This window comes from Hyphomicrobium sp. 1Nfss2.1, from assembly GCF_965243865.1.
Taxonomy (GTDB): Bacteria; Pseudomonadota; Alphaproteobacteria; order Rhizobiales; family Hyphomicrobiaceae; genus Hyphomicrobium_A.
In genome coordinates, this window is record NZ_OZ251603.1 from 1303183 (window position 1) to 1325885 (window position 22703).

18 protein-coding genes are annotated in these 22703 nt (G+C 63.6%); 8 read left to right on the forward strand and 10 right to left on the reverse strand.

Annotated features, from left to right (window positions below):
- Positions 1–2: 2 nt before the first annotated feature.
- The 5 genes from sufD to ACP15D_RS06510 form a co-directional block, all read right to left on the reverse strand.
- Positions 3–1346, reverse strand: coding sequence for a Fe-S cluster assembly protein SufD (sufD, locus tag ACP15D_RS06490; RefSeq protein ID WP_424956728.1), 1344 nt, complete (start codon positions 1344–1346; stop codon positions 3–5).
- Positions 1347–2102: a Fe-S cluster assembly ATPase SufC gene (gene sufC, locus ACP15D_RS06495; protein WP_424956729.1), complete on the reverse strand. Its 756-nt coding sequence runs from the start codon at positions 2100–2102 to the stop codon at positions 1347–1349.
- A gap of 98 nt (positions 2103–2200) precedes the next feature.
- The gene (gene sufB, locus ACP15D_RS06500; protein WP_424956730.1) at positions 2201–3670 is read right to left on the reverse strand and encodes a Fe-S cluster assembly protein SufB; all 1470 of its coding nucleotides are present in this window, start codon (positions 3668–3670) and stop codon (positions 2201–2203) included.
- A gap of 34 nt (positions 3671–3704) precedes the next feature.
- Positions 3705–4838 (reverse strand): cysteine desulfurase family protein, encoded by a 1134-nt coding sequence (locus tag ACP15D_RS06505; RefSeq protein WP_424956731.1) that lies wholly within the window; start codon positions 4836–4838, stop codon positions 3705–3707.
- The gene (locus ACP15D_RS06510) at positions 4835–5311 is read right to left on the reverse strand and encodes an Rrf2 family transcriptional regulator (RefSeq protein WP_424956732.1); all 477 of its coding nucleotides are present in this window, start codon (positions 5309–5311) and stop codon (positions 4835–4837) included. Before ACP15D_RS06510 ends, ACP15D_RS06505 begins: the two co-directional genes overlap by 4 nt.
- Before the next feature lie 285 nt (positions 5312–5596).
- Between ACP15D_RS06510 and ACP15D_RS06515 the strand changes: the two genes are divergently transcribed.
- Positions 5597–6370, forward strand: a complete 774-nt coding sequence (locus ACP15D_RS06515) for an alpha/beta hydrolase (RefSeq protein WP_424956733.1) — start codon at positions 5597–5599, stop codon at positions 6368–6370.
- 12 nt (positions 6371–6382) lie between these two features.
- A complete protein-coding gene (locus ACP15D_RS06520) occupies positions 6383–7384 on the forward strand; it encodes a M28 family peptidase (RefSeq protein ID WP_424956734.1) in 1002 nt (333 codons plus the stop codon).
- Between the two features lie 12 nt (positions 7385–7396).
- On the opposite strand, the gene ACP15D_RS06525 is transcribed toward ACP15D_RS06520, so the two are convergent.
- Entirely contained in the window at positions 7397–8503 is a 1107-nt protein-coding gene (locus ACP15D_RS06525) for an anhydro-N-acetylmuramic acid kinase (RefSeq protein ID WP_424956735.1), read from the reverse strand.
- A gap of 66 nt (positions 8504–8569) precedes the next feature.
- On the opposite strand from ACP15D_RS06525, the gene tyrS reads away from it, so the two are divergent.
- Entirely contained in the window at positions 8570–9823 is a 1254-nt protein-coding gene (gene tyrS, locus ACP15D_RS06530; RefSeq protein WP_424956736.1) for a tyrosine--tRNA ligase, read from the forward strand.
- Positions 9824–9894: 71 nt separating this feature from the next.
- On the opposite strand, the gene ACP15D_RS06535 is transcribed toward tyrS, so the two are convergent.
- Positions 9895–13575 (reverse strand): AsmA-like C-terminal region-containing protein, encoded by a 3681-nt coding sequence (locus ACP15D_RS06535; RefSeq protein WP_424956737.1) that lies wholly within the window; start codon positions 13573–13575, stop codon positions 9895–9897.
- 338 nt (positions 13576–13913) lie between these two features.
- Here ACP15D_RS06535 and bcp point away from each other — a divergent pair, with 338 nt between their 5' ends.
- Both bcp and ACP15D_RS06545 read left to right on the forward strand, forming a co-directional pair.
- On the forward strand, positions 13914–14384 hold the full coding sequence (gene bcp, locus ACP15D_RS06540) for a thioredoxin-dependent thiol peroxidase (protein ID WP_424959181.1): 471 nt from the start codon (positions 13914–13916) through the stop codon (positions 14382–14384).
- Between the two features lie 202 nt (positions 14385–14586).
- Positions 14587–15087: a bactofilin family protein gene (locus ACP15D_RS06545; RefSeq protein WP_424956738.1), complete on the forward strand. Its 501-nt coding sequence runs from the start codon at positions 14587–14589 to the stop codon at positions 15085–15087.
- Between the two features lie 132 nt (positions 15088–15219).
- Here ACP15D_RS06545 and ACP15D_RS06550 read toward each other — a convergent pair whose 3' ends face one another.
- The 3 genes from ACP15D_RS06550 to ACP15D_RS06560 form a co-directional block, all read right to left on the reverse strand.
- On the reverse strand, positions 15220–17820 hold the full coding sequence (locus ACP15D_RS06550) for an AAA family ATPase (protein WP_424956739.1): 2601 nt from the start codon (positions 17818–17820) through the stop codon (positions 15220–15222).
- Entirely contained in the window at positions 17817–18938 is a 1122-nt protein-coding gene (locus tag ACP15D_RS06555) for a metallophosphoesterase family protein (protein ID WP_424956740.1), read from the reverse strand. The genes ACP15D_RS06550 and ACP15D_RS06555 overlap by 4 nt, the downstream gene beginning before the upstream one ends.
- Before the next feature lie 152 nt (positions 18939–19090).
- A complete protein-coding gene (locus ACP15D_RS06560) occupies positions 19091–19291 on the reverse strand; it encodes a hypothetical protein (protein ID WP_424956741.1) in 201 nt (66 codons plus the stop codon).
- Between the two features lie 284 nt (positions 19292–19575).
- On the opposite strand from ACP15D_RS06560, the gene ACP15D_RS06565 reads away from it, so the two are divergent.
- The 3 genes from ACP15D_RS06565 to ACP15D_RS06575 all read left to right on the forward strand — a co-directional run bounded on the left by ACP15D_RS06565 (position 19576) and on the right by ACP15D_RS06575 (position 22604).
- Positions 19576–21276: a M48 family metalloprotease gene (locus ACP15D_RS06565; protein WP_424956742.1), complete on the forward strand. Its 1701-nt coding sequence runs from the start codon at positions 19576–19578 to the stop codon at positions 21274–21276.
- A 139-nt stretch (positions 21277–21415) separates the two neighbouring features.
- On the forward strand, positions 21416–21961 hold the full coding sequence (locus ACP15D_RS06570; RefSeq protein WP_424956743.1) for a DUF2147 domain-containing protein: 546 nt from the start codon (positions 21416–21418) through the stop codon (positions 21959–21961).
- Between the two features lie 25 nt (positions 21962–21986).
- A complete protein-coding gene (locus tag ACP15D_RS06575; RefSeq protein WP_424956744.1) occupies positions 21987–22604 on the forward strand; it encodes a hypothetical protein in 618 nt (205 codons plus the stop codon).
- The last annotated feature ends 99 nt before the right edge of the window (positions 22605–22703 follow it).

The following is a 22703-nucleotide window of genomic DNA, read 5'->3' on the forward strand; positions in this document are numbered from 1 at the left end:
TGTCATGCCGCGCGCTCCTTGTGGTCAGCCTTGCGCAGCCAGCTACGGGCCATCGCTTCCAAAGCTTCACGCAGCCCTTCGTGTCTGACCTTCTCGATCGCTTCGCCAATAAACGATTCGATCATCAAAGCGCGCGCTTCCGCCTCCGGAATACCGCGTGAGCGACAATAGAAGATTAGGTCCTCGTCGAGGTCAGCGCTCGTCGAACCATGGCCGCACACGACATCATCTGCGTAGATCTCGAGCTCGGGCTTGGAGTCGAACTCGCAGTCAGGCGACAGCATCAGCACCTGCGCCATCTGCTTGCCGTCCGTCTTCTGCGCGTCCGGCCGTACGATGACCTTGCCTTGGAACACCCCGCGCGCGTGATCTTCGAGAACACCCTTGAACAGCTCGCGGCTTATGCACTGAGGCACCGCATGATCGACGATCAGCGTCGTATCGATGTGCTCACCCTCTCGTGCCAAGAAAGCTCCAGACAGATCGATTTTGGCGCCGTCGCCAGCGAACGTCACACCCACTTGATTGCGGGCCAAGCCAGTTCCGGCGGTGAAATGGAAGCCGTTGTAGTCGGCATCCGGCCCCAGCTCCGTCAGCCAGTTGGCGAGATGCACACCACCGCCGGTTTCGAGCGTGCACTTGACGTGCTCCAGGCGGGCTCCTTTGCCCACCACAACCTTGGTAGCAGTGTTGATCTGGAAATCCTGCGCGGCCTTGGGCAGCGTCGCGTACGCCTCGATGACGCTCGCCACCGCACCTTCGCCAACCCGCACGACGTTGCGCGTCGCCACGAATACCGGGTCCGCAGACGCCCGCACGAACACGAGCAGCACCGGCTTCTCCAGCGACGCCAACGGCGTGATATCGACAACGGCACCGTCGGCCGCATAGGCCGTATTGAGCGCGATCACCGCATCGTCGTCGCGGCCGCTGGCATCGAGCAACTCGGCAGCGCTCGTGTCGCTGTCGAGCAGCGTCGCCAGCGAGGCCACGCTTACCTCGCCATCCGCCACCAGGTCGGACAGGTCCGGCGCATACTGGCCATCGACGAACACCACGCGGCGCGCCTCGACGGCTGCGAGCGGGCCAAGCGCTGCATTCACATCCGCTGGCGTCAGCGTGGGTGCCTTCTTCGCCGCAGGCAGCACTTCCTTCAGCACATTGCGCAGATCGGTGTACTTCCACGCCTCGACGCGGCGATGCGGCAGCCCGAGCGCCCCGAAGCGCCCGATCGCATCGAGCCGCAGCTTGCGGATGTCAGCCGACCCAGGCAGCTTGGCAGCGGCCGCCGAAAAAGCCTCCGACAGCGCTTGCTCTGCTTTGGTCTTCAATACGGCTACGTTCATTTAAGCCGCCTTTGCCTGATATTCGGCGTAGCCCGACTTCTCCAGCTCCTTGGCCAGAGAGGCATCCCCCGACTTGCGGATCCGACCGTCGACCATCACGTGCACGCGGTCGGGCACGATGTGATCCAGCAGCCGCTGATAGTGCGTGATGACCAGCATCGCGCGATCAGGCGATCGCATTGCATTGACGCCGTCAGAGACGACGCGCAGCGCATCGATGTCGAGACCCGAATCCGTTTCATCGAGCACGCACAGCGTCGGCTCCAGCGCTTCCATCTGCAGGATTTCCGCGCGCTTCTTCTCGCCGCCCGAGAACCCGACGTTCACCGGACGCTTCAGCATGTCCATGTCGATCTTCAGCCGCGCAGCCTTCTCCTTCACAAACTTCAGGAACTCCGGCGTCGACATCTCGGGTTCGCCGCGCGCCTTGCGCACCGCGTTGACCGCAGTCCGAAGGAACGTCAGGCCGGCTACGCCGGGGATTTCCATCGGATACTGGAAGGCGAGGAACACGCCCTTCGCCGCGCGCTCTTCCGGCTCCATCTCGAGGATGCTCTCGCCGTTCCACAGGATGTCGCCCGACGTCACCTCATACCCGTCGCGCCCCGCCAGCACATACGCGAGCGTCGACTTGCCCGATCCATTCGGGCCCATGATCGCGTGCACCTCACCTTTCGGAATGGTGAGCGTCAGCCCCTTCAGGATCTCACGATCCTCGTCGGCGAGCTTCACGTGCAGGTCTTTGATCTCAAGCATCGTCCCACTTCCTCATTCACCGAGCGCCGAACTCGGGCGTGTCGTTCTCAATCTGTCATCCTGGGGCTCGTCCCCGGGATTAAACAACTCTCAGACGGCTAGCCGACCGAGCCTTCCAGCGAGATGCCGATCAGCTTCTGCGTCTCGGCCATGAACTCCATCGGCAGCTGCTGCAGCACGTCGCGGACGAAGCCGTTCACCACCAGCGCCACCGCTTCCTCTTCCGAAAGCCCGCGCTGGCGGCAATAGAACAGCGTGTCGTCGGAAATCTTCGACGTCGTCGCCTCGTGCTCGAAGTGCGCCGAATTGTTCTTCGCCTCGATGTAGGGAACCGTGTGCGCACCGCACTTGTCGCCGATCAGCAGCGAGTCGCAATTGGTGAAGTTGCGCGCGCCAGTCGCCTTGCGATGCGCCGACACGAGCCCGCGATACGTGTTCTGCGAGTGCCCGGCCGCAATGCCCTTCGAGATGATCCGGCTCGATGAATTCTTGCCGAGGTGGATCATCTTCGTGCCGCTGTCGACCTGCTGCCAGCCGTTGGACACCGCGATCGAGTAGAACTCCCCGCGCGAGTTGTCTCCGCGCAGGATGCAGCTCGGATACTTCCACGTAATCGCAGAGCCCGTTTCCACCTGCGTCCACGAGATCTTCGAGTTGTGACCGCGGCAGTCGCCCCGCTTCGTCACGAAGTTATAGATGCCGCCCTTGCCATCCTTGTCGCCCGGATACCAGTTCTGCACCGTCGAGTACTTGATCTCGGCGTCGTCGAGCGCGATCAGCTCGACCACTGCCGCATGCAGCTGGTGCTCGTCGCGCATCGGCGCCGTGCAGCCTTCGAGGTACGAAACGTAGGCGCCCTTGTCGGCGATGATGAGCGTGCGCTCGAACTGGCCGGTCTGCTTCTCGTTGATGCGGAAATAGGTCGACAGCTCCATCGGGCAGCGTACCCCTTCCGGCACGTAGACGAACGAGCCATCGGAAAACACAGCCGCGTTCAGCGCCGCATAGTAGTTGTCACCCTGGGGCACGACCGAGCCGAGATACTTCTTGATCAGCTCGGGATGCTCGCGCACCGCCTCGGAGATCGAGCAGAAGATCACGCCGGCCTTCCTCAGCTCGTCCTTGAAGGTCGTCACCACCGAAACGGAATCGAACACCGCATCGACCGCGACGCGCGATTCCTTGACGCCCGCCAGCAGCTCCTGCTCCCTGAGCGGAATACCGAGCTTCTCGTACGTGGCAAGCAGCTCCGGATCGACTTCCGAAAGATCCTTAGGCCCTTCCGTCGATTTGGGAGCGGAGTAGTAATAGAGATCCTGGAAGTCGATTTTCGGATACGTCACGTTCGCCCACGTCGGCTCGATCATGTTGACCCAGCGCCGATAGGCTTCGAGCCGCCAATCCAGCATCCACTGCGGCTCGCCCTTCTTCTCGGATATGAAGCGGACGATGTCCTCGGAAAGACCCTTCGGCGCCTTGACCGTGTCGATCTTCGTTTCGAAGCCGTACTTGTACTGATCGACGTCGATCTTGCGGACTTGTTCGACCGTCTCTTGAACCGCTGCCATAACTACCCTTTCAACGTCTCAAACTGTCCAAGCCTCAGGCCGCGAGCGCCGCGCCGCCTGCAACTTTTTGCCAAGCCGCCAAGAAGGCGGCGATATCTGTTTCGCTCGTCTCTGCACCGAGACTGACGCGCACCGCCGAACGGGCAACGCTCTCGGGCAATCCCATCGCGGTGATCACGGTGTTGGCGCCGACCTTGCCGGACGTGCATGCCGCGCCAGCACTGATCGCAACGCCTTCCATGTCCATACGGATAACGAGCGTTTCGGCCTGTTTGCCCGGCACAGCGATGCAAGACGTATTGCCGATGCGCGGTGCATTCCGCCCGATGATCACGGCATCCGGTGTCAGCGACATAACGCTGGCTTCGAGCTGATCGCGCAGAGCGCTGGCGCGCTTCATCGCCTCGACATCGCGCGCAACCTCGGCGGCCGCCGCGCCAAACCCCGCGATCCCAACGACGTTCTCGGTACCACCGCGCCGGCGGCGCTCCTGCCCGCCGCCTTTGACGAGCGCCGGCAGGTTGACGCCATCTCGAATGACGAGCGCGCCCACACCGCGCGGACCGCCGAGCTTGTGCGCCGAGATCGTCAGCGTGTCGGCACCCAGCGAAGCAAAGTCCACCGGCAGACGCCCTACGCCCTGCACGGCATCGACGTGCAGCGCGACACCGAGTGACCGCGCCAGGTCGGCAGCTTCCGCGACCGGCTGAATGACGCCCGTTTCGTTGTTCACCATCATCACGCTCAGCAGCGCGCGCGCACCGCCCTGCGCCGCATGCGACAGCGCTTCCTGCACTGAGCCCAGATCGACGACACCATCCTGGCTCGCCGACAGCGCAATCACCTTGGCGCCGCACGCACGTGCCGGTGCCAGTAGGGAATCGTGCTCGATCGCGGAAACGCAGATCGCCTTCCAACCCGCATCCATCACCGCGTTGTTGGCTTCCGTTGCTCCGCTGGTAAAAACGACTTCGCTCGGCTTGGCGCCGACAAGCGCGGCCACCTGCTCGCGCGCCTTCTCGACGATCGCGCGCGCTCGGCGCCCTTCCGCGTGCACTGACGAGGGATTGCCCGTCACGTCCATCGCGGCAACCATCGCCGCACGCGCGCTATCGCGCAGCGGTGCCGATGCGTTGTTGTCGAGATAGGTCCGCGTCGCGTCCGTCATCGAGCTGCAAACTCCGGCTGACGATGCGGCTGCGCCTCCACCTGCGGCGTCTCGACCGGCTTCGGTGCAACCGGGAAACCGTCGATCACGTCCTGCAGAGAAACGTTGGCGAGAAAGCTGGCGATATGATTGCCCAACGCGTGCCAGAGGCCGTGCGTCAGACAACGCCGGTCCCCAAGACAGCCGTTGTCGGCGTCGAGGCAGCGCGTCAGCCGCGTCTCCTCTTCCATGGCCTTCATGATCTCGTCGATGTGGATGTCGGCTGCGGGACGCGCCAGCGAGTAGCCACCGGAGCGACCGCGCGCGCTGTCAACGAGACCGGCGCGGCGTAAGCGCAGAAAGATCTGTTCAAGATAGGCGAGCGAGAGTCCCTGCCGCTCGGCAATCGCGGACAGCGGCACGGCGGATTCGCCGTACTTGGCGAGATCGGCCATCGCCATGACCGCGTAACGGGCTTTGGTATTCAACTCCACGCCACTTCCTCCGCGACCCCAGCACCTTCAAAGACGCTGGCATTAACCGGGCGCTTTCTCTTGCAATCGGCACGGGGCCGTGTGCTAAGAAGCGCCTCCACCGGAAAGCGAGACTGACCGACGTCAGCGCCCGCTTTTTCGAACAGTTCTAAAGACTGTAGGAATATGTAAATTCCGAGCCCACAAGTCAAGGATTGGCTACGCCCAATTCTTCGGCCTGTCTAAGGGCTCTGCCTCGCCCCGTGTTGGCGGTCGAACCGCAGCCCCTCAACAGTTGGAATTTCGATGCCCGAGCTGATCATCAATGGGCCTGCCGGCCGTTTGGAAGCCCGCTATCATCATGAGCCGGCCGGAGACAGCCCGATTGCCCTGATCCTGCACCCGCACCCCCAGTTCGGCGGGACGATGAACAATCAGGTCGTCTACACGCTCTATCACACGTTCGTTGAACGCGGTTTTTCGGTCCTGCGCTTCAATTTCCGCGGCGTCGGCCGCAGCCAGGGCGTCTGGGACGGTGGCCCGGGAGAACTCTCCGACGCGGCCTCGGCCCTCGACTGGCTGCAGATCGTCAAGCCCGACGCCAAGAGCTGCTGGATCGCCGGCGTCTCGTTCGGCACCTGGATCGCCATGCAGCTGCTGATGCGCCGCCCCGAGGTGGAAGGCTTCATCTGCGTCGCCCCCCCTTCAAATCTTTATGATTTCTCGTTCCTTGCGCCCTGCCCGGCCTCCGGCCTGATGATCAACGGCGACAAGGACCGCGTCGTGCCCTCCAATTCGGTTGGCGATCTTTCCCAGCGCCTGAAGACCCAGCGCGGCATCAAGATCACCCACCAGGTCGTCCCCGGTGCCAACCACTTCTTCCAGGACAAGCTCGATGAGCTGAAAGACGCCGTCGGCACCTACGTCGATGCCCGCATGGAGCAGGCCGAGATCGACCGCGCCCAGGAGAAGGAGCGCGAGCGCGAGAAGGAGCGCGAGCGTCAGCGTCAACGTGAGCTCGAGCGCCAGGAAGAGTCCACCGGAGGAGGCGATGACGATGGCGAGGGGGACGCCGAGTAAGGGTTCAGCCCCGTGCTGAAGCTGATCGCGCTTTGGGGCGCAGGGCTGCTGCTGAGCGCCATCGCCGCGCTTGCCGTCGCCTATTGGTATTCGCTGAGCCTGCCGGGCGAGAGCTTTACCGGCCCTCCCCCGCCGCTCACCGACGAGGAGCACCACCTCGCGCAGCGTTTGCGCCGCCACGTCACCGCGATCGCCAGCGAACCGCACAACATCGTCCACTACGACGCACTCGAAAAATCGGCCGTCTACATCGAGGCCGAGTTGAGGGCGCTCGGCTACGAGCCGGTGTCGCAGGCCTACGACGTCGACGGCAAGAGCGTGCGCAACATCTCCGTGGAGATCGCGCCCCAAGATGCCGGCCCAGCAACGCCGAGCCTTGTCGTCGGAGCGCACTATGATTCCTACGGCAACGCTCCCGGCGCCAACGACAACGGCAGCGGTTCCGCCGCCGTCATCGAGCTTGCGCGCCTGCTGAAAGACATGCCGCTCAAGGATAAGCGCCTGCGGCTTGTGCTCTTCGTCAACGAAGAGCCTCCCTACGACCGCACGCCCGACATGGGCAGCTATCGCTTCGCCAAGCAGTTGAAGGACAACGGCGAGAAACTGATCGGCATGGTCTCTCTCGAAACCATCGGCGCTTTCTCCGACCAGCCGGGGACACAGAAGTATCCGCCCCCATTCGATCTCATCTTTCCCGACGTCGCCAACTTCGTCGCCCTGGTCGCACTACCCGGCGGGCGCTCGTTCCTGCACGAATTCGTCGCCAGCTTCCGCGGCCACACAAAAATCCCGACCATCGGCGGCACGGCCCCCGATTTCATCGACGGCATCGGCTGGTCCGACCACTGGGCGTTTTACATGTTCGGCTATCCGGCGATCATGATCACGGACACAGCGCTATTCCGCTATCCCGAATATCACACGCCGTCCGACACGCCCGACAAGGTCGACTACGACAAGCTCGCCCACATCACCCAGGGCGTCGCCGCCACTGTGCGCGATCTTCTGCAGTAGTCGCGGACAACCTCACCGCGCCGGGCAGACGACGCCGCCGCTCATCGGCTCGGGAACGCCAGTCGTCTCCGGGAACGTGATCGGCAGGTTTTCAGCCGCACGCACCGCGAGATACGCCCACGCTTCGGCCTCGATGAAATCGCCACTGAAACCGAGCGCCTCCGCCGGGACCACGGCATTGGGCACATTGGCGGCAATCATGCCCATCAGTGTCTTGTTCTTGCGTCCGCCCCCGCACACGATCCATAGCCGCGGCTCCTCCGGCATGTGCTCGCGCGCCTTGCCGATGGTGGCGGCCGTAAACGCCGTCAGCGTGGCCGCACCATTTTCCAGCGACAAGCCCGCGACCGGCGCCGACGAGAAGTCATTGCGATCCAGCGACTTCGGCGGCGGCTTCCCGAGATAGGCATTGGTTAGCAGCTCCTGCAGCGCGTCCTCATCCGACTTCCCCCGCGCCGCCAGCGCACCGCCCGCATCGTGCGGCTCTCCCGTGCGCGCCAGCACCCAATCATCGATCAGAGCGTTGCCCGGCCCCGTGTCGAACGCCAGCATGCGGCCGCCGCGTCCGACCCACGTGACGTTGCCCACGCCGCCAACGTTCACGAATGCAACGGGTAGCTCCGGCAACGTCGCCGCCAGCGCGCGGTGATAGACCGGCACCAACGGTGCACCCTGCCCGCCCGCCGCAACATCGGCCGCGCGCAAGTCGTACACGACATCGACGCCCATACGTTGTGCCAGCATCTGGCCATCGCCCAGCTGCACCGTCAGCTTGCGCGGCGCATCGTGCAGCACCGTCTGCCCGTGATACCCGATGAGGTCCACCTGAGCCTTTTCGATGCCGTTTGCCCGCAGAAACCGCTCGACCGCCTCGGCGTTGAGCTCTGTCAGTTCGCGCTCGAGTGCCGCCAGGCAGCCGGGCCGTGCATCCCGCGCCGTAATGCCCTTGGCCTCGATGAGCGCCGCCCTGAGCTTCACCTTTGCCTCTGCCGGGTATGGGTAGCTGGCCGCCGGCCCATGCCGTAGCGCGCGATCCCCGTCCGTATCCAGCAGCGCCACATCGATGCCGTCCATCGACGTGCCACTCATCAGCCCTACTGCGCGCCGCAGCTTGCTCATCTGCCTCTTCCCGTGCATGTTCCGCCCCGCCGCCGCAGCGAAGCGGCAGACTGTGATAGCGAAGCGATGACCGATCTAAAATCCGACTTTCTGAAGATTCTTACCGAGCGCGGCTACGTTCACCAGTGCTCGGACCTCAGCGCCCTAGATGATCTGGCCGCCAAGCGCGAGATTATCGCTTACGTCGGATATGACTGCACCGCGCCCTCGCTCCACGTCGGCCATCTGCTCTCTATCATGATGCTGCACTGGCTGCAGGAGACAGGCAACAAGCCCATTGCACTCATGGGCGGTGGAACCACCCGCGTCGGCGACCCCTCGGGCCGCGATGAGACGCGCAAGCTGCTGACCTACGACCAGATCGACGCCAACAAAGAGCAGATCAAGACCACGTTCGCCAAGTTCCTCCGCTTCGGCGACGGCAAAACCGACGCCGCGATGGTCGACAACGCCGAATGGCTGACCCGGCTCAACTACATCGAGATGCTGCGCGACGTCGGCCGTCACTTCTCGATCAACCGCATGTTGACGATGGACTCGGTGAAGCTCCGCCTCGACCGCGAGCAGGAGCTGTCGTTCATCGAGTTCAACTACATGATCCTTCAGTCCTACGACTACGTCGAACTAGCCCGCCGCTACGGCTGCAACCTGCAAATGGGCGGCTCCGATCAGTGGGGCAACATCGTCAACGGCATCGACCTCGGCCGCCGCATGGGCACGCATCAGCTCTACGCGCTGACGTGCCCGCTACTCACCACCTCGTCCGGCGCCAAGATGGGCAAGACCGCCGCCGGCGCCGTGTGGCTCAACGAGGCCCAGCTCTCGGCCTATGACTACTGGCAGTTCTGGCGAAACACCGAGGACGCCGACGTCGAGCGCTTCCTGAAACTCTTCACCACCCTTCCGATGAGCGAGATCGCCAAACTGGCGGCGCTTCAGGGTGCGGAGATCAACGAGGCGAAAAAGACTCTCGCCACCGAGGCGACAGCCCTGATGCATGGCCGCCACAAAGCCGAAGCCGCGGCCGACACCGCGCGCAAGACGTTTGAGCAAGGCACCACCGCCGAAGGCCTGCCCACTGTCGAGATCAGCAAGGGCGAATTCGCTGCCGGCCTCGGCGTGCTGTCTGCGTTCGTGCAGGCGGGCCTCGTCAAATCGAACGGCGAAGCGCGCCGGCAGATTCAGGGCGGCGGCCTCAAGGTCAACGATCAACCCGTCTCCGACGAGAAGGCGCACCTGAGCCTCGACGACGCCACCGCTGACGGCGCCATCAAGCTCTCACTCGGCAAAAAGAAGCACGTGCTGCTGAAGCCCGTCTGAGGCACACCGGTCCGGCCCCAAGAGACGTCTACGGGCGACCGCCGTATCGCGGCGGTCGACGGCCGTTCAGCTCAGCGTTTCTTCGTCGGCGGGGACACGGTCTGCGACGACCATCCATCGATCGTCTCGTTGCCGATGACCGTTCCGGGCGCCGCAGTCTGTCCCTCATCGCCCGGCTTGCCGATGGTCGACGACGCGCGCACACCCGAAGTCGTGTTATCGCCGAGACCATCGTCGCGGCGCTGCACCTTCGGATCGAACGGCGTCATCTGGAAGATGTCGCGGAAGATGCCCGGTGCCAGCATCGAGAACGGATTGACGATGACCTCCGGCCGATCCATCGAGCCCTGGATGGCGAACGTAATCCCTGAAATGCCTTCGCACTTCGGCCCGGTGATGATCTGCCCGAACAGCGGGATTTCACACAGCGCGCTGTTCAGCCCTTGCAGCGGAACGTACGTACCGCCCAAATTAACCTGGCGCATTTTGTAATCGACTTTGCCGCGGATCGACGCGCCCAGCATCGGTCCGCGCAGTTGCGAGTCGCTCATCACGAACTGACCGTAGCCGACTGAGAAGGGCACCTTCATCAGCGTGAAGTCGAACACTTCGCGCGTTACGCGCTTCGCGCGCCGGCCCGACCCGCCGTCGATCGCCGGCCTTCCGTCATCCGCCCCGGAGAACACCTCCGACACGACAGGGTCGCCGAGAATACGGAATTGCTCAACCCAGAGGATGCCGGTCTTCTCCGCCGCGCCCTTACCTTCCATGTTGACTTCGAGGCGTACGCGGCCGCCTTGGATGTTTGGATAGAAGTCTATCAGCTTGAGCGCCTGACCGGCGTCGGTAGAATCCGCGTACAGCTTCCGCGGCTGGCCGGGATCCTGGCGCATTACCACCGCAAGCGGCTGCCCGCCATCGAGCGTGGAGCGCGCATCGAGCGCCACCAGTTTTTCGCCCCGCTTCGACAGCTTCACCTTCACGTTGCGCAGCGACACCTCGTGATGTCCGATCACGGTGCCGATCTCTGCGTCGACGTCCATTCCCTCGCGCGGGTCTTTGGGCTTTGGAGCATTTTCGGTAAGCTGACCCAGCGAGAACAGCGACTTGAAGAAGTTGCGCCCGTCGAACGTCGGGCCGCGCACCTTCACCTTCCAGATATCGTTCGAGTTGAGCGTACCCTCGACTTCCATGCGCGTTACGACGTTGAGCGAGAAGTCCGGGAAGTGAAACTCGCGCAGCCGGTTGTCCGCACCGATCGCCAGCCAGCCCTCGATGGCGATATCGTCCCCCGCCACTTTGAAGTTCTGCAGCTCGGTCCTGTGAGTCTTTCCGCGCACGATATCGCATTGCAAGTTCGCCGGACGCCCGGGCGGCTTGCGCCACGCAACACCCTCCAGCAGGAGATCAGCGCTGGTCAGGTCGCCGTGCAACTGGATCAGCTGCTCGCCGCTCGCGTCATGGCCTATCGTCACCTCGATAGGCACCACGCCCTGCACGATGCTGTTGATGTCGAGGCCAAGCTGATTGCGATCCGTGTTGTCGAGCGTCGCGCTCAGGCGCAGCGGTGGCTGTTTATCGGCAGGCGCGTCGAAGATGCGCTGCCATCCCAGCTTCGCCAGCACACCGTTGATCAGCATCTGCCCGTTCGCACCGGCAGCCTTCTCGCTGATGTCGAAATCAATGCTCGCGCTTTGCACCTGATAGCTGTCGGCGATCTTCTTCACGCGGCCGTCGAAGAGACGCCCCTTGCCGTCGATCTTCACCGAGCCGTCTGGCAGGTCCGCCAGCAGCGGCAGGTTGATCTTGAATTGCGCTTCGAATTTTCCGTCTATGCCATCGCGCGGCAGCCCGGTCTCTTCCAGGAACGCCGGACGCGAATGACCGATGAGGTCGAGCACGTTTCCAACGTTCGTTTGGGAGGCAAAGACCACCTCACCCGTCGGCACTTCACTCATGATATCGACAGCGGTGAAGCGGCCGTCCGAAAGCGGCAGCTGCCGGTCCGGAGCCAGCACCATTCCGGCCTCCGGGATCGTCACCTCCAGAGAATCGTTCTCGATCCGCGCCGTCACGTGGTTTGAAACGACAGGCGGCAGTTCGTCAATGACGCGCAGCTCGACATCAGCGACATCCATCAGAAACGACAACTGATGCTCTCGCGTGCCGACGCTTGCCTCCGGCGCCATCTGCGCACCGCTGACGAAGCGGAACTTGGCGCCCTGAACGGACGCACGATCCACCCGCTCACCGATCCACTCGCGCGCACCCGGCGCGACCGCCTTCGGCCAGAGCGCCTTCAGCGTGTTGAGAGCCATCGGCCCGATCGTGCCTTCAAGCCGCGTGCTCGTCGGTTCCGCACCTGCAACGAGGCTGCCCGACATGCTGATCACCGCGCCGCCCGCACGCAGCACGAATTCGTCGAGCTCCACCGCTCCCCTGTGCGGCTCAATTTTGCCGCTCGCACGCCATTCCTCTAGCGCCACCGGCGCGACCTTGAATTCCTCGGCTGCAAACGAGCCGTCCTTGGCGCGAAGTTGATACGCCCACGAAGGATGCTCGGCGTTTGGATCATCGGCCTGCGCCACACCAGAAATCGTCACGCGGCTTCCGCGCCAGCTCAGCGTGGATGGTGAGAGCATGACTTTCTCGGCCGCCCCGTCATAGGCGAGCTTGATCGAACCTCCATCGACTTCCAGCGGCGCTTCGGGCAACGCCGGCAACTTTATGCTTCCGTGGCCAAGCGACAATGCCAGCGCCGCCGAACGAACATCACCGTCACTCGTCAATTCAAGGGTTGCCTCGCCGTCGACGGGCAGATCCAGCGCCTGCAGCAAACTGAGTTCCGGCACGGTGCCCGCGATACTGCGCGGCACCAGGCCATTCACCGACGTCTTGAGATTGAGCGTACGGCTCCGCTCCGATTCATCGGTCTCGAACTTCAATTCCCACGGCTTGCCACCTGCGGCTACGACCATGGCCCGGCCGGTGATGATGCTCCTCGTGCGCCCATGCATCAACCCGATGTTCAGCGACGGCACGCGCCATTCTGTATTGCGCCCGGCGTAGTCGAGCATCAGCGTCGCGTTGCGCAGTCCGAACTCGCGCAAGTAAGAAGTGGCATCGAGACGCTGTCGCGCGCGTGACGACATATCCGTCAGCACACGGGCAAGATCGATGCGCTTCAGCGGTCCCATCGCCTCCGCGGCCGGAGCAGATGACGCCGAACGCGCCACGGGCACCGGCGCCGGCGTCGCGAACGGGCCGCTAGAAGGCTCGCGTTCGTCGCCGGTCGCGTCGCGCGGCACCGGCTTTGAAAAGCTCAGCGCCAGCCCTCCCTTCTCCGAATAGAAAAGAAATAGCCGCGGCTCGATCAGCTCAATGCGCGCCGGGACTACGCGCATCGACCACAGCGCTGGCGTCGAAATCTCGACTGCGGCAAACGGCGCTGAAGCAACGACATCGCCATCGACCTCGTGCACACGCACATTGCTGAGACGGAATTCCAGCCCGCCGGTTTCCGACAGCGATACGACGGCATCGTCGATGCGCACGGTATTGCCGCCGAGTTCAGCGTTGATGCCCCTCTCGATCGGCTCGACTAGAAATTCGAGCGAGACAGGGCCATGAAGCAACCGCACGTATCCCAGTCCGGCCACGAGCAGAGCCAGGATTAGAAACGGCGCAAGAATGAACACCGATCGACCGACGCCGTGCAGCACATGATCGCAAGCGACGGCAGCCGTCGTCACGGAGCGCTTCAGGTTCGAGGCCGGCGGTTCCGGTGCTCGCGGCGCTGTGCGGCCGGTCTGTGTTTTTGGTCTTCCGGTCGTCTGCAAGTCCGGCCCCTAGACAGTGTCGGGATGCTCCACATCCCGAGTGCAAACAACAAGAAACGGGATGTCCGCGCAACCACCCCGCGCGTCACCCTCCGACGCACTACAATATGGGTCGCGCGCGCCCCTCAACTCTGCACACGCCGTCCCTTGCGCGGCTTTCGCTGCGCCGCTAAGCCTCAGGCACAGCGGAATTTGTTGTCGTGTGACCGGTCCACGTGCACGTGGAAAAGCGACAAAAGAAAGGCATCTCGGTGACCATCGAAGAAGGCTCCCCGGCCCCCGATTTTGCGCTCCCCGACAGCGATGGCAAGACTGTCGAGCTTTCGGACCTGAAGGGACATCAGGTCGTCATCTACTTTTACCCAAAGGACGATACGGCAGGGTGCACCACGGAGGCCAAGGACTTCACCTGCCTAGCCGACGATTTCAAGCGCGCCAAGACGACCCTTCTGGGCGTTTCTCCCGACAGCTCCGCAAGTCATCGCAAGTTTCGCGACAAGCACGAGTTGGCCGTTCGTCTGTTGTCGGATGACGGTCATCGTGTCGCGGATGCTTACGGCGTGTGGGTGGAAAAGTCGATGTACGGGCGCAAGTACATGGGCGTGGAGCGTGCCACATTCCTGATAGATAAGGCTGGCAGGATCGCACGCATCTGGAGGAAGGTTAAGGTCAAGGGACATGCCGAAGCGGTGCTCGAAGCCGTCCGCGCGATGAAAGGTTAAGCGCGCGCCTGGTTACGTTGCACACATTTTGTGCCCGCATCGGCCAAGCAGTCGATGACCCCAGGCGGGATCTGTGCTTAGATGCCTGAACGGGGGGGGATTTCTCGGCTCGATAGCCGCACCGGATCCCCGATTACTAATCTGTCTTCGTCTACTCCAAGACCTGTATCCGATCGTTGCGTCAGAGCAGAGGTGCACGCTTATGTTGCCGAATTTCAAAAGATCCGAGTCCGAGCCGCCGAAGGTCACGCCACCCAGCTTCGCACCCGCTGCCGCACAACCCGCATCCGGCGCGCGCCCCATCGGGCTCGCTCGCACGAATGAGCGCAACGCGCCATCCGTCATCGGCCCGGATCTGACCATCAACGGCAACCTCGTCTCCAAGGGCGAAGTACAAATCGACGGCGAAATCCAGGGCGACATCCAAGGCACTTACGTCGTCATTGGCGAGAAGGCCCGCATCACCGGCGGCATCGTCGCTGAAGAGATCGTCGTCCGCGGCCACGTCATGGGCTCGGTGCGCGGCAAGCGCGTCATGCTTCAGTCGTCCAGCCACGTCGAGGGTGACATCTTCCATCAGGCACTGGCCATCGAGCAGGGCGCATTCTTCGAGGGCAAATCGCGCCGCTCGGAGGATCCCACCGCCGAGGCCGCTCGGCCTGAGATTCCTTCGTCGCTCACCAGCGCCGGCCTGAGCAGCTAACGAGCGCTGCTAGCGGGCCTCTTGACGCCGCTGGCCCACTCCAGAGCGCACAAGAACACTATGAGCCCCGGCGCGGATACCGCAGCCGGGGCTTTCATTTTTCCGCATGCATCAAAAGTCGCTTCGGGCGCGTCAGGCAGCCACCCGCTCGGCGTTCCACTCCGCCAGCGCGATACGGCGCCCGCCTAACTCGTCGAAATCGCGCTCGCGGCAGCTCAGCACCAGCACTTGGTGGCTCTTTGCTGCGAGCTGCAGCGCCTGGAAAAGTCTCTTGAGACGGCCGTCATCACTGTTCACCACCGCGTCATCGATGATCAGCGGCGCAGGCGTGCCCGTGTCCGCGAGAAGCTGCGCGAACGCCAGCCGGACGAGCAGACCCAACTGCTCCTGCGTCCCGCCACTCAGCCGCGCGAACTCTTCGCGCACGCCGCGGCGCTCGAGCGCCTGTGGCGCCAGATCCTCACCCAGCACAAGATCTGCCTCGGACCACATGAGTTGCAGATACGGCGCCAGCCGGCCGACCACCGGCCGCGCGAAACGATCTCGCGTGCGGTTCGCCGCTGCGTCCAGCTCCTTCATCAGAAGCAGCAAAGCTTGAGCTTCCTGCTGCAGGTCGGCGCAGCGCGCCTCCGCCTGCCCGCAGAGCGCTTCGAGTTCCTCAACGCGCGCTTCGACGTCTTCGGCCCTATCGGACTTCAGCTCGCCCAGCAGGCCGATCTCCGTCTCACGCAACGCCGAGATTTCTCCCCGCGCTTTATCATCGGCGATACGCGCAGCCTCGGCCACCTTCTGCAATGCACTGACGTGTGCCTCATCAGGGGACTTCTCACGCCACGCGGCAGCCTCCAGCACTGCGACATTCAAAGTCTCGCGCGCAGCTCCCAGCGCCGCCCGTCGTTCCGCTAGGGCCGTCGCGCGCGCCTCTGGCGCCCCCAACTCCTCGCTCAAGCTGACGATATCCGCCGCGTTGCTGTTGGCCTGCGCACGCAGCGTCAACCACTCGTCGCGTGCCTGGCCCTCGACGGTTTCTGCCTCGGCCAGCGTCGCTTCCGCCTCGGCGAGGGCGTCCTGCGTTTCGATCGCCTGTGCATCGATGTCATCCGTAGATCCGGCAACATCCGATGCAGCAACAGTTGCCGACAATTCCGCATGCGACTGCTGAAGGCTCTGGATACCTTCGCGCGCGACCATCTTCAGCCGTTCCGAAACCTCCGCCAGACGCGCTTCACCGTCACGCCGCTCTGCGAGCAAGCGCTCGGCTTCTTCCAGCGAGCGGGCACCGACACCACGCAGCAGTTCGTCGAGACGAGCGCGATGGGCTGCAAGCGCATCCTCATCGCGCTCCACATCGTCCGACTGTCCCGGCTCGATCGTCAGCACGCCGACGCCGGCGATCTCCAGTCTGATCGGACGCGTCGGCTGCAGCACTTCGCCATCGCCGAGCACACGCCCGTCAAGCCTCACCCTACCTGCGCCGCCATCCGCATATGTAAGGCTCACACGCGGAGCCGATGCAGAAAGGCGCGCTTCCAGCCTCAGGATGCTTGAAGCCTCGCGCCGCGCTGCTTCGATCATTCGCTCATCGGCGGCATTGCCGTTGAGAGCCTGCACCAGCTGAACACGCTCCGCCTCCGCAGCGCGCGCGGCCTCCAGACGCAGCGACAGCTCGGCCAGCCGATCCCTGCGTGCCAGTGCCTGCCGGTCACGTTCGAGCCCGGTAAGCACCCCCTTCAGGGCGTCGCGCTTCTGCCGCGCATCTTTCGTTTTCTGAACGCAGGCAACGCCGCGCGCTTCGCAGGCTGCAAGCAGCGGCGCGGTCTTCGCAGCCGCCGCCTCGCGCTGCGCCAGAACGTCGATCCGCCGCTCCAGCGCTTCCAGCAGCGCCTGGGCCGCTGCAAGCTGCTTCTGGCCACCCTCGACGGCAGCCTCCGCGAGCTTCAGTTTCTCGCGCGCCTTCTGCGCTTCCTCGAACGCGCGTTGCGCACTCTCCCTATCGCGCTGACGTACCTTGGCGGTATCGGCATCGCCAATTTCGGCAAGCCTCACGCGCACATCCTGCAGCGCCTCCAGCCGATCGAGCGCCCGCTTAAGGCGTTCTCTCGCATCGTCCCTCTGCTTCGCGAGATCGTCGCGCCGGTCTATCGCTGCCTTCAGAGCGCCCGCGGGACGCGGCGGATTGTGGCTCGTTACCAGGCCGGCAAGCTCAGATTTCACACGCCCGGCAACGTACCGGGCAGCGCTGCCGTCGGCGACGTTCTCAACTTCGCTTTCGATGGCAGTCATGAACGTGGCACCGCCGGTCTTCACCGGCGCCATGCTGGCAAGCGCTTCCCCCTGAGCGACGCACAGCAAAGCAAAATGCCCAGTGCCGCCAAGCAGCTTGCCAAGCAGCGTCTCCGCATCCCCGCCGCGCGAAACTTGCCCGGTCGACAGATCGTGCAGTTCGGCCGACCGCGTTGACAGGTATTGCTTGCGCAGCCGCCAAGGACGTCCCTGCACGTCGAGATCGAGCTCGATCAACGGCGCACCGCCCGAATAAGGACGCAGCTCCTCGATCTCCTGCTTCTTCGACGTATGCGGCAGGAACAGCGCAGTGTTCACGGCACGCAGGATCGTGGACTTGCCAAGCTCATTGGGGCCCGCAAGCACATCGAGGCCGCCCGTCAGACCTTCGAGCGCAACCGGTGTACTGAAGCGGCCAACCTCTTTCAGGCGAATGGCGCGGATTTTCATGTCCGAGACTCCGCTTCCGCCTGTCGCGCCAACGCAAACAACCTGCGCAATGCGCGCCCAGCCACGGCTGCATCCGCACCGCCGTTCTCCGACGATGCCTTGAGCCGTTGTGCGATCTCGCCCAGCGCCGGAGAATCGAGCGCGGCCAGATCGGCAGCATCCGCAAACGCGGTCACGCCGCTCATGTCCGCGAACAAATGAAACAGGCGCGGCGTCAACTCCGCGAGCTTACCGTCGATCCGCGCCAGCTCCGCCATCGGCACAGCACCCGATAGCTCGAGCGTCATCAAGCAGTGCGCGGCCGCCCTGCCCAACGCCGAGACCTCGGCATCGATCTGCGCCAGCGATGACACGTCATCGAGCTTTTGCGAACGCCGCAGCCATGTGAAATGAGCAGTCCGCACCGGCGTCACATCCGGCGGCGCTTCACCGTCGACGTGAACGATGAGTGCATTGCCCGGATCGTTGTCGCGGAACCCATCCGGTTCGGGTGTGCCCGAATACCAGACGCGATCGGAAATCCGCGTCGTCCCATGCCAGTCGCCCAGCGCCATGTACGCAAGCCGCGCCGACTTCACGCGCGCCGGATCGATCGGAACGTTCGCGTCGCCGTTGCTGCCGAATCCCTGCACCGACCCGTGAGCCAGCCCGATGCGCACCGCGCCCGCAGCGATCCCATCCCACCACGCCGTCGGATCGATCTCGGTCCGCTTTGACGCCAGCGGTGCCGGCAGCAGCACGACACCAGGCGCAAGCTCGGCCGGCTTCGCTTCCAGATGCAGATGAACGTTCTGAGGCACCCCAGCGGCCGCGACCCCGCTCCACACGCCACCCGCCCGCGCCGGGTCATGGTTCCCCGGCAGCAGGTGCCAATCGAGTTGCGGATGCGCCTTGAGTTGCTCCAGCACCCGCCGGATCAACATGTCGGGCACCGTCTCCGCATCGAACACGTCGCCCGCCACCAGCACCGCCGAGCAGCCAGCCGACGTCGCCGCGTCGGCCAGCCGGCCGATCACATCAAAGCGCGCCTTGCGCAGCACGGTGGCTTCTTCGTCCTGGAAAGACCCGAAGCGCTTACCCAGCTGCCAATCCGCCGTATGCAGGAATTTAAAGCTCATCGCCCCATAATGTTCTCGTTACGTTCTCGGCGCAACCCCAAAACGCGCGCACCGAAGTTATCCACAGGGGGGGAACAGCTGGCGGCAGCAACCTGATTGCCGCCAGCGAACCGGATACCGGACGGCAACGAACGCGCCGCCAGCCAACCGGCTCATTCGTCGTCATCGTCGTCGCCTTCCTCGTCCTCGTCGTCATCGACGAGGCTCTTCAAGGTCTCGACGATCTGCAGCTCGCCATCTTCTTTCGACTCGACCAGCCACTCGGTCAGGATCGTCTCGCCTTGCTTGAACACGACCTTGAACGGTAGCTCATCGCCCGACACAGGAACGACATCGCCAGTGACAAAAGCCATGCTGACCCTCCATGCGTTTCGCCGGCACGCTCTGAGGGCGGGCACGGCCTGCGCAGCCTAGTTGGGATTCGAATTATTTCGAGCGTGCGGGCAGCATCTAATCCGCTGTGGAAAACCCCTTCAGGACAAAATCTTGGCGCAATGGGCTTAGCGCGCCGCGCGGCCGTCCGGTCTCCTGGTGCGGGCGCCACCCGCTATGCGCCGTCACCGAACACTTCTAGTTTAGCCGCCGCAATTTCCAGCAGCGGCGGGGATCACCCTCGCCGCTTTTTTGAGGGAAGCGCATGGCTCGCCTGTTCTTTGCTTCGTTCGTTACGATCGGCCTCATCTTCGGCATGGTATGCGGCGTCATTCTCGCCGCGCTCGTCTTCACCGAGAACGTCGATCTCGGCTTCGCCATCGGCCTCACCATTCTCATCAACGGCGTGATCTGGCTCATCAGCCCGTGGCTCAGCGATCTGACGCTGCGCTGGTTCAACAAGATGGCCTTCCTGGACGACACGGAGGTGAAAGCGCGTTATCCGGGCGTCCATCAGCTCATCCACTCGGTTGCCGACGAATACAAGTTCAGCGCCCCCCGCATTGGCCTCATTCCCGACCGCAACCCCACCGCATTCACTTACGGTCTGCTGCGCTCAAATGCGCGCATCGTCGTCACCGACGGGATCTTCGAATTTTTGAACGAGGACGAGCAGCGCGCCGTCGTCGCCCACGAGCTCGGCCACATCGTCAACCGCGACTTCATCGTCATGACCGCCGCAGGCACGTTGGTGCAGATTCTCTATCAGGTGTACGCGGCATCGATGCGCTCCAGCCGCGGCGGCAGCGGCAAGAACAAGGGCGGGCAGGCGTTTGTCGCCATCGCCGCCATCGTCATGTATTACATCGGCATCTACCTGCTCTATTATCTCAGCCGCACGCGCGAATATCTCGCTGACGCTTTCTCCGCCGAGCATGTCGAGGGACGTCACCTCGCTTCGGCTCTGGTGAAAATCGCCTACGGCATCGTCAAGGTCGAAGACACAGAGGAAACGCAGAGCCTGCTGCAGAGCACGCGTCACCTCGGCGTCATCGACGTGAAGAACGCGCGCTATTCCGGCCTCGAAGCCGAGAGTGATCTGCAAAGCCCCGAGCGTGCATCGGAAGCCATGCTGTTCGATGCCCACAATCCATGGGCCCGCCTCATCGAGCTGAACTCTACGCACCCTCTCACTGGCATGCGCATATCGCACTTGGGCGAGATCGCGCGCCAGAAGGCGCAGCCGTTCCCGGACTACGATCTGGCCGCCGCCGCCCAGCGCGTGCGTCTGGACAAGCCCGCACTCTGGCGACAGTTCACCTGGGAGCTTGGCATCCTCGTGCTGCCCGCGGTGCTCGCAGTGCTCGCCGCCTTCACTGGCGTCTGGCCGCTGATCCCGGCAGGCTTCGCGCTCGGCGTGCTGATCACCTTGCCCCTGCGCTACCCGTCGACGTCGGCTTCGGCGACCACCGTCGCCACCCTGATGACCAACCCCGCAGCCTCGCCCGTGATCGGACGCCCCGCTCAGCTCACCGGCAAAGCCATCGGACGAGCCAACCCGGGCTTCATCGCGGGCGAGGATGTCATCTACCAGGACAAAACCGGCCTGCTGACGGCCGACTTCCGCTCGATGCTCGGTTTCATCGGCGACCTCTTCGCTGGCTGGCGGCGGGTGCCCAAGCACCTCGGCCAGGACGGACAGCTCACCGGCTGGTTCCGCCGCAGCATGGGCGGCTATATCATCACCAAGGAGATGCGATCGACCGCCGGCGTCCTCCGCGCACGCCCCTATTTCTGGCAGGCCGCAGTCTCGCTGGTAGTCCTCCTCGCCAGCCTCTACGCCGCCATCGTCGGCATGGGCACCGTCGCCAACGAACTCGGGTACAAATCGCAAATTCGCGAATCGGGCGGGCACAAAAGGCACACCAACACTGAATTTCCAAGCGAAATTGGCCCCGAAGAATAGCCCGGCCAAGACAACGGAGTCGTATCGGCCACAGCTGCGGCCGCATTGATGCCAAGACTGCCGGGATAGATTGTCGCTTGCCCGTTGTTGGGGCAAAACGTTTGCAATGCCGAATCGATTTGATGGAGTGACAATCGACATGCGGGTCGTCGCACTTTGCCTGGCCGGCTTTGTTTCTGCCCTTGGCCTGACATCGACGGCATCGCGCGCCGAGAACCTCGACGGTTACTGGATGGACTCGCACGGCGAGGTCATCATGCAGTTCGGCCCATGCGGACGTAACCGTTGCGGACGCGTCGCATGGCTCAAGAAGCCGCGCGGGCCCGACCGCGGCCCGCTGCGCGACTTCCGCAACCCCGATGCCAAGCTCCAGTCGCGCTTCGTCTGCGGACTGGTTGTCGTCAGCGGCTTCAAGAAGCAGCCGGACGGAACCTGGGCTGACGGCAACGTCTACGTTCCCGATCTCGGCACCAGCTTCAGCGGCTATGCCGAGGTGCTCAGCCAGAGCAAGGTGAAGGTAACCGGCTATATGCTGCTACCGATCCTCGGATCGTCCGAAGTGTGGACGCGTGTGATCCGCAAGCCGCCGACATGCGAAGAGCAGGCGAAGATGATCGCTGACGGGACCTGGTCGGTGGACATCTCCACTTGGCCTCCCATTCCACCCCCTGTCGCCTCGCGCTGATCAGGCCCGCGCTGGAGCAAGCCTCATGCGCCTCGGCACCATGAGCTTCCAAAGCACGGCCGCTTACTTTTCACGCGCGCTGCTGGCAGCTCTTCTCACGGTCCTCATTTCCGGCGCTGCAAGCGCGCAGACGATCCCGAAGCAGAAGGGGCCCGCGCGCATCTTCGCTCAGTTCGATTTCTACTGCCTCAAGCACATTCCCGATCTTACTGGCATCGAGCGCGCCGCCGGTTTTGGCGAGTACGACCAGTTGCTCGGCGATGATCTGGCGCCGTACGTGCCGGAAGCGCGCTACGACAAGCTGTTCGGCTGGCGCTATCACGACCACGGCGACGAATTCATTCTCACGGCTATGCGCAGCGAAGCCGACGATGCAGTGAAGCGCGAGGCCCCCGCATATGCCGCCGCCACCGGAACGACGTGCGCTCTGCGTGTGCCCAATACGCAACCCGAACTGTTGCTCGGCGAATTGACGCGGGCGGTCGGGCGCCCCGCTGACAAAACGTGGCTCGATGGCGCCACGCGCGTGTACTCGTGGACACACCAAAAAGCAGACACTTTGAGCTTCATTCAATTCCATGCGCCTGAAATTGCAGGCGCAAAAGCTATGCTCAGCGCGAGCCTCTACATGAAAAAGCGGTAAACGCGCTGCGTCTGTGCCCTGTTCCACACGGAACTGCGCTGACCTCACGAAAGCGTTGATCTGCGTGGCGGATCGGCCGCTTGCGCGCGGACCTGCATT